The 6,513-nt window shown below is 39.0% G+C and carries 5 protein-coding genes; all 5 read left to right on the forward strand.

Annotated features, from left to right (window positions below):
• The first annotated feature begins 42 nt into the window (after positions 1-42).
• Positions 43-2,451 carry an endo-beta-N-acetylglucosaminidase H gene (locus tag CRS_RS23545; protein ID WP_142726387.1) on the forward strand — a complete coding sequence of 803 codons (2,409 nt, stop codon included), beginning with the start codon at positions 43-45 and terminating at the stop codon, positions 2,449-2,451.
• Between the two features lie 122 nt (positions 2,452-2,573).
• Positions 2,574-3,434, forward strand: coding sequence for an ROK family protein (locus CRS_RS23550; RefSeq protein WP_142726388.1), 861 nt, complete (start codon positions 2,574-2,576; stop codon positions 3,432-3,434).
• A gap of 21 nt (positions 3,435-3,455) precedes the next feature.
• Positions 3,456-5,738: a GH92 family glycosyl hydrolase gene (locus tag CRS_RS23555; protein WP_142726389.1), complete on the forward strand. Its 2,283-nt coding sequence runs from the start codon at positions 3,456-3,458 to the stop codon at positions 5,736-5,738.
• Positions 5,739-5,762: 24 nt separating this feature from the next.
• Positions 5,763-6,260 carry a phosphoheptose isomerase gene (locus tag CRS_RS23560; RefSeq protein ID WP_142726390.1) on the forward strand — a complete coding sequence of 166 codons (498 nt, stop codon included), beginning with the start codon at positions 5,763-5,765 and terminating at the stop codon, positions 6,258-6,260.
• Between the two features lie 63 nt (positions 6,261-6,323).
• Positions 6,324-6,513, forward strand: a 190-nt coding sequence (locus CRS_RS24885; RefSeq protein ID WP_142722049.1) for a helix-turn-helix domain-containing protein, incomplete at its 3' end; no start/stop codon positions are given.

Raw genomic sequence — 6,513 nt, forward strand, 5'->3', positions numbered from 1 at the left:
GGCTTCGGCCCAATGATTTTTCTATAACAAAATTGATATACTATGAGAAAAAAATCCTTTTTTATTCCCTTAATGGCTCTGATGCTTCAATCAGTTCCTATGCTCAAAGCGCAGCAGCTCAATCCTTTGGGAGTCTGCTATGTGGAAGTGAACAACAACAATATGCTGAACGCAGGTTCATACACTTTGCAGAACACTAACAGACAGCTTTTTGATGTTGCGATTATTTTTGCAGCCAATATCAACTATGATGTTTCTAAAAACAGAGCTTACATCTCAAACAATAATAATGTTACCAAAGTTCTGAATGATGTCAATACCTATGTAAAACCTTTACAGCAAAAAGGGATAAAAGTATTGCTGGATCTTTTAGGGAATCATCAGGGAGCCGGAATTTCTAATTTTCCTGACCGTGCGGCGGCAAAAGATTTCGCAATGCAGGTGGCTCATACTGTTTATACCTACGGACTGGATGGGGTGGACCTTGATGATGAATACGCAGGATACGGAAATAACGGAACAGGACAGCCTAACAACAGCTCTTTTGTGATGTTATTACAGGAGCTTAAAGCCGCAATGCCGGATAAACTGATTACATTTTATTACTATGGTCCGGCTACAACAAGGCAGAGTTATAACGGAGATTTAGCCGGAAACTATATCAATTATACATGGAACGCGATGTACAGCACCTACAATGCTCCGGTTGTTCCGCCTCTCGATAAATCTAAAATTTCTGCTGCAGCAACATGGATCCAAAACTCGAATCCAAGTTCTACATCTGCAACAACATTGGCAAGCTTAGCGACCAGCACCAAGAATGACCAATATGGAGTATTTATGTGGTATGATTTGCCGGGAACCAATGTAGCCAGTTATCTGAGCACAGGTTCCAATATCCTTTACAGCGAAAATACGCTCTTAAGCGGTCAGTTATATTCGTGGTCTCAGGGGCAAACCTGTGATCCGCCATTGGGACTTGATGTTTCCAATGTAACAGGAACTTCAGCAAAACTGAACTGGACTTCCAATGCTTCCCAATCTTATAATATTGATTACAAGCCGGTCAATTCAACAGTATGGACGAATGTAGCCAGCAATTATTCAGGAAATAATATTGTGATCAATAATCTTACCCTGAATACAGATTATGACTGGAGAATTCAGTCCAATTGCTCACCGACATTAACAAGTACTTATATTTTTGCACCAAGGTTTAACTCCGGAAGTGGTTGCACTACACCTTCAGGATTAACTTCCGGAGGTTTCCTTGGTAATACCACCCAGCTGTCATGGGATGCAGGGAACGCTACTTCATATACGCTTCAATACAAAACAGCTTCTGCAACAACCTGGTCTGAAATTCCGAATATTACAACCAATTCCTACGCATTACAGAATTTAACACCTAATACAAACTATGTATGGAAAGTACAGGCTTCATGTGCGGGAGGAACTGCAAGTACCTATTCAGGAGAAGGATCATTTAATAGTGGTTTCGCACCGGTTACAAGTCCCGGAGCAAGATCTCTTTCTTTCAACGGAAGCACACACTATCTTAATGCAGGACAATTTAACCTGAGCGGAAATGCAGTCAGCTTTGAAGGCTGGGTGAAAGTGAATTCCTTTAAAACAGCTTTCCCTTACATTTCATCAGTACTGGGAGTAGAAGTTGGAGATAATAATTCTGCAATGCTTCGTTTCGGAGACGGAAACCTGGCCAATAATAAGCTTCAGTTTATATTGAGCTTTGGTCCGTCACAGGTGAAACTGAATACGAATACAGCATTCAACACCAATACATGGTATCATATAGCAGCCACTTATGATGGTGCGGCCATGAAAATTTATGTCAATGGTAATCTTGATGCAAGTTTTGCAGTGACAGGTAACTTTACGGCAAACGGAATCCTTTATCTGGGAAGAAATTATGATAATTCCCGTACACTTAATGGTTTCCTTGATGAATTCAGAGTTTGGAAACGAGCACTGACCCCACAGGAAATTTTAAGTAACAGCTGTAATGTTCCTGCCAATTCCACGGGGCTTGAAGCCAACTGGAAAATGGATGAAGGCAGTGGAATAGGAGCTTTGGATGCTACGGCAAATACCCATTTTGCAACCCTGATCAATATGACAGATGCGAACTGGAGAACAGACGTTGCCTGTACTTCATCTCTTGCGGTAAAAGATCTTGAATCTGCAAAAGAGAACAGTGCGGTCTATCCGAATCCTGTCAAACGCGGAAATGATATTCATTTTGTCATTAACGACAACGCTGCGACTGAAGTGGCCTTGTATGATGTTTCAGGAAAATTATTTAAAAAACAGAATATTAATCAAAATAATAATGCAGTGAATACGCAGGATTTAATCAGTGGTACTTATATTTACAAGGTTACATCGTCAAACAGTAAAGTACTATCAACCGGTAAAGTAATTATAAAGTAAGATTCAGATAATGATGTAGTTATCAGAATTGAAATATAAAGTCTGAAATACAAAGCAGACAGACAGGGGTATGCTTCTGTTTGTCTGTTTTTTCAGTCACAGGAAATTAAAAATAAAAAATAATGCAGAATATAGTAGGAATTGATATTGGAGGGTCGCACATTACGCTGGCTCAGGTAGATCCGGAGAAACGTGAAATCATTTCTTCCACTTATGTAAGAGAACATGTAGATGCTTTCGAAAATAAAGAAGTTATTTTTGATGCATGGATTTCAACCATTCATAAAGTGGCTCATGATCTGGAAAAAGAAAATCTTCTGATTGGTATTGCAATGCCCGGACCTTTCGATTATGAGAGCGGAATATCCCTTATGCAGCATGGAAAATTTATTGATATCTATCAGGTAAATATTAAAGAAGAACTGGCAAAAAGACTGGGTATTTCCCAGAAACAGATTCATTTTGTAAACGATGCAGCAGCCTTTATGGAAGGTGAAGTATTCGGAGGATGTGCTCAGGGATTCAGCAGGATTTTTGGTGTCACTCTCGGGACAGGATTGGGAACAACTTTCTATAACGGAGAATTGGCTACCGATGAAGACCTGTGGGATTCTCCTTTTAAAAACTCTATCAGTGAAGAATATCTGGCGACACGCTGGTTCGTTAATCATTATAAAGAACTGACTGGGGAAGAAATTTCAGGAACAAAAGACCTTCTGGATAAACCATTAGAAATACAGAACAGAATATTTGATGAATATGCAGATTCTTTTTCAGAATTTATCGTAAAATATGTAGATCATTACAAACCGGAAGTTTTAGTTATAGGGGGAAATATTGCCAAGGCTTATCCTCATTTTGAACAAAGATTTATTCAGAATTTAACAAAGAATAATATTAACTTGCAGGTTAAAATTTCTGCTATATTTGAAGATGCGGCCATTCTTGGAGCTGCCAGCTATGCATTAAAAAAGCGTATATAAATTAACAAACGAAAAGATACAATGAAGTTTATATTTTCCACTTGCTTACTGTTATTACAGGCCTGGGCTTTAGGTCAGAACGTATCTCCCGTAGATTATGTGAATCCTTTGATGGGAACACAATCCAAACCATCATTATCCAATGGAAATACCTATCCGGCAGTCGGACTTCCTTGGGGAATGAATATCTGGACACCCCAGACCGGTAAAATGGGCGATGGATGGGCATATACCTACGATGCAGATAAAATAAAAGGATTTAAACAAACCCACCAACCTTCTCCATGGATGAACGATTATGGCGCATTTGCCATCATGCCGGGAGTAGGAAAAGTGAAATTTAAAGAAGAGGAAAGAGCAAGCTGGTTCAGTCATAAAGCTGAGGTGGCTACTCCATACTTTTATAGTGTTTATCTGGCTGACATCAATGTTACGACAGAATTTACCCCTACAGAAAGAGCATCTTATTTTAAATTTGATTTTCCCAAAACAGACAGCGCTTACGTAGTGGTTGATGCTCTGAATAAAGGCTCTTATATCAAAATTTTACCGAAAGAAAGAAAAATCCTGGGATATACCACAAGATATTCTACCGGGAAATATGAGAACTTTAAAAACTATTTTGTCATTCAGTTTGATAAAGACTTTGAACTGACAAAAACCTGGAAAGACGATAAGCTGGTCAATGATCAGTTAGAAATTACCAGCGATCACACCGGTGCTGTAGTAGGATTTAAGCTTAAAAATAAAGAAACAGTTTATGCAAAAGTAGCCTCTTCTTTCATCAGCTTTGAACAGGCAGAACTTAACCTTAAAAGAGAAATCGGAAACAGAAACTTTGAACAGGTAAAAACCGATGCTAAAAATATCTGGAACAAAACATTAGGGAAAATAGACGTAAAAGGAGGAACAGATCAGCAGATGAGAACCTTTTACTCTTCTTTATACAGAACTTTATTCTTCCCGCAAAAGTTATATGAAATAGATACCCAGAATAAAATAAAGCACTGGAGTCCTTACAACGGTAAAATTGTAGACGGTAGAATGTTTGCCGGAACCGGTTTCTGGGATACGTTCCGTGCTTTATATCCTTTTCTGAACCTTGTTTACCCAAGCATTAATGTGGAAATGCAGGAAGGACTGGCCAATGCTTACAAAGAAGGTGGCTTCTTACCAGAGTGGAGCAGTCCGGGATATTCTGATATTATGATTGGAAATAATTCTGCATCCGTAGTGGCAGATGCTTATATCAAAGGACTTCGTGGGTATGATGTTGAAGCGCTTTGGCAGGCCGTAAAGCACGGAGCGAATAATGAAGGACCTATAGAAGCTGTAGGACGTGCAGGAGTAAAGTATTATAATGAACTGGGTTATGTCCCTTACGATGTAAATATCAATGAAAATGCAGCCAGAACATTAGAGTACGCGTATGATGATTTTTCGATTTACCAGTTAGGAAAAGCATTAGGGAAACCCGCTTCTGAAATTGATATCTATAAGAAAAGAGCTTATAATTATAAAAATGTATTCGACAAGGAGACAGGCTTGATGCGTGGTAAAAATAAAGACGGTAATTTCCAGAAGCCTTTCAATCCTTTCAAATGGGGAGATGCGTTTACAGAAGGGAACAGCTGGCATTATACATGGTCAGTTTTCCAGGATATTAATGGACTGGCAGAGCTGATGGGTGGAAAAAAGAAATTTGAAGCCAAATTGGATGAAGTTTTTTCATTGCCTCCGGTTTTTGACGACAGCTATTATGGAGGTGTGATCCACGAGATCAGAGAAATGCAGATCATGAATATGGGGCAGTACGCCCACGGAAACCAGCCTATCCAGCACATGATCTATCTCTATAACTATGCAGGAGCACCTTACAAAACTCAATATTGGGCGAGACAGGTGATGAATAAATTGTATCATGCAACGCCAGATGGATATTGTGGTGATGAAGATAACGGGCAGACTTCTGCGTGGTATATTTTCTCAGCTCTAGGTTTTTATCCGGTAACACCAGCAACGGATCAATACGTGTTGGGGGCACCATTATTTAAAGAAGCTACCATCCACTTGGAGAATGGTAAGAAAATTGAAATAAAAGCTCCGGAAAACAACACTGAAAATCTATATGTAAAATCATTGAATGTAAATCAGCAGCCTTATTCCAAAAACTGGCTGAGCCATAAAGAACTGATAAAAGGTGCCGTTTTAGATTTTAAAATGGACAGTAAGCCCAACAAAGAAAGAGGTTCACAGGAAAAAGACTTTCCGTATTCAATGTCAAAAGAAGAATCAAATAAATAATTTTAAAATTAAAAATATAGCTGTATGAGTACAGAAAAAAAAGAAATATTCGAGAGAGTAGAGAATATGCTGCAGACACAAGGTTTTACTATCGCTGCAAAAGATGATACAAGACCATGGGGTGGTTTCTTTGTGATCGATGAAACACAGGCGCAGGATTTTGCCAACCAGTATTTTGACGGGATTGATGTAGACAGTTTGAGAATAGGAGGGAAGCTAAGCCCTAAAATTCTTATCGTGGCTCCGGAAGCAAGATTAAGCTGGCAATACCACCACAGAAGAGCTGAAATCTGGCAGGTTGTAGAGGGAACTGTAGGCATCAAAAGAAGCAATACCGATGAAGAAGGAGAATTAGGAGAATATGGTCCAAAAGATCAGGTGAAACTTCAGCAAGGAGAAAGACACAGATTAATCGGTCTTGCAGGCTGGGGAATTGTAGCTGAAATCTGGCAGCATACCGATGCGTCCAATCCTTCAGATGAAGATGATATCGTAAGAGTACAGGACGACTTTGGAAGATAAATAAAAAATCCGCTTCATTGGACTGCCCCCAAAAAGTTAGACACTTTTTAGGGGCATTTTTTTATGTATAGAAAAGAAAAATTTAGCGTTGCTTTCAAGTTAGAATGTATTAATCTTCACAAAAATTCTCATTGTTCAATTAAATCTATAGCAACAGAGAAAGGATTTAATGAAAGCAATCTGCGCAAGTGGATTGGTTTTTATAACAAGTACGGAATCTCGGGACTATACCCTCGAAAAAACATGAGTTATT

Source organism: Chryseobacterium sp. ON_d1 (assembly GCF_006829085.1).
Classification (GTDB): Bacteria; Bacteroidota; Bacteroidia; order Flavobacteriales; family Weeksellaceae; genus Chryseobacterium.

Coding starts and splice junctions, on each gene's coding strand:
- CRS_RS23545 (WP_142726387.1), top strand. CDS start 43: ATGAGAAAAAAATCCTTTTTTATTCCCTTAATGGCTCTGATGCTTCAA.
- CRS_RS23550 (WP_142726388.1), top strand. CDS start 2,574: ATGCAGAATATAGTAGGAATTGATATTGGAGGGTCGCACATTACGCTG.
- CRS_RS23555 (WP_142726389.1), top strand. CDS start 3,456: ATGAAGTTTATATTTTCCACTTGCTTACTGTTATTACAGGCCTGGGCT.
- CRS_RS23560 (WP_142726390.1), top strand. CDS start 5,763: ATGAGTACAGAAAAAAAAGAAATATTCGAGAGAGTAGAGAATATGCTG.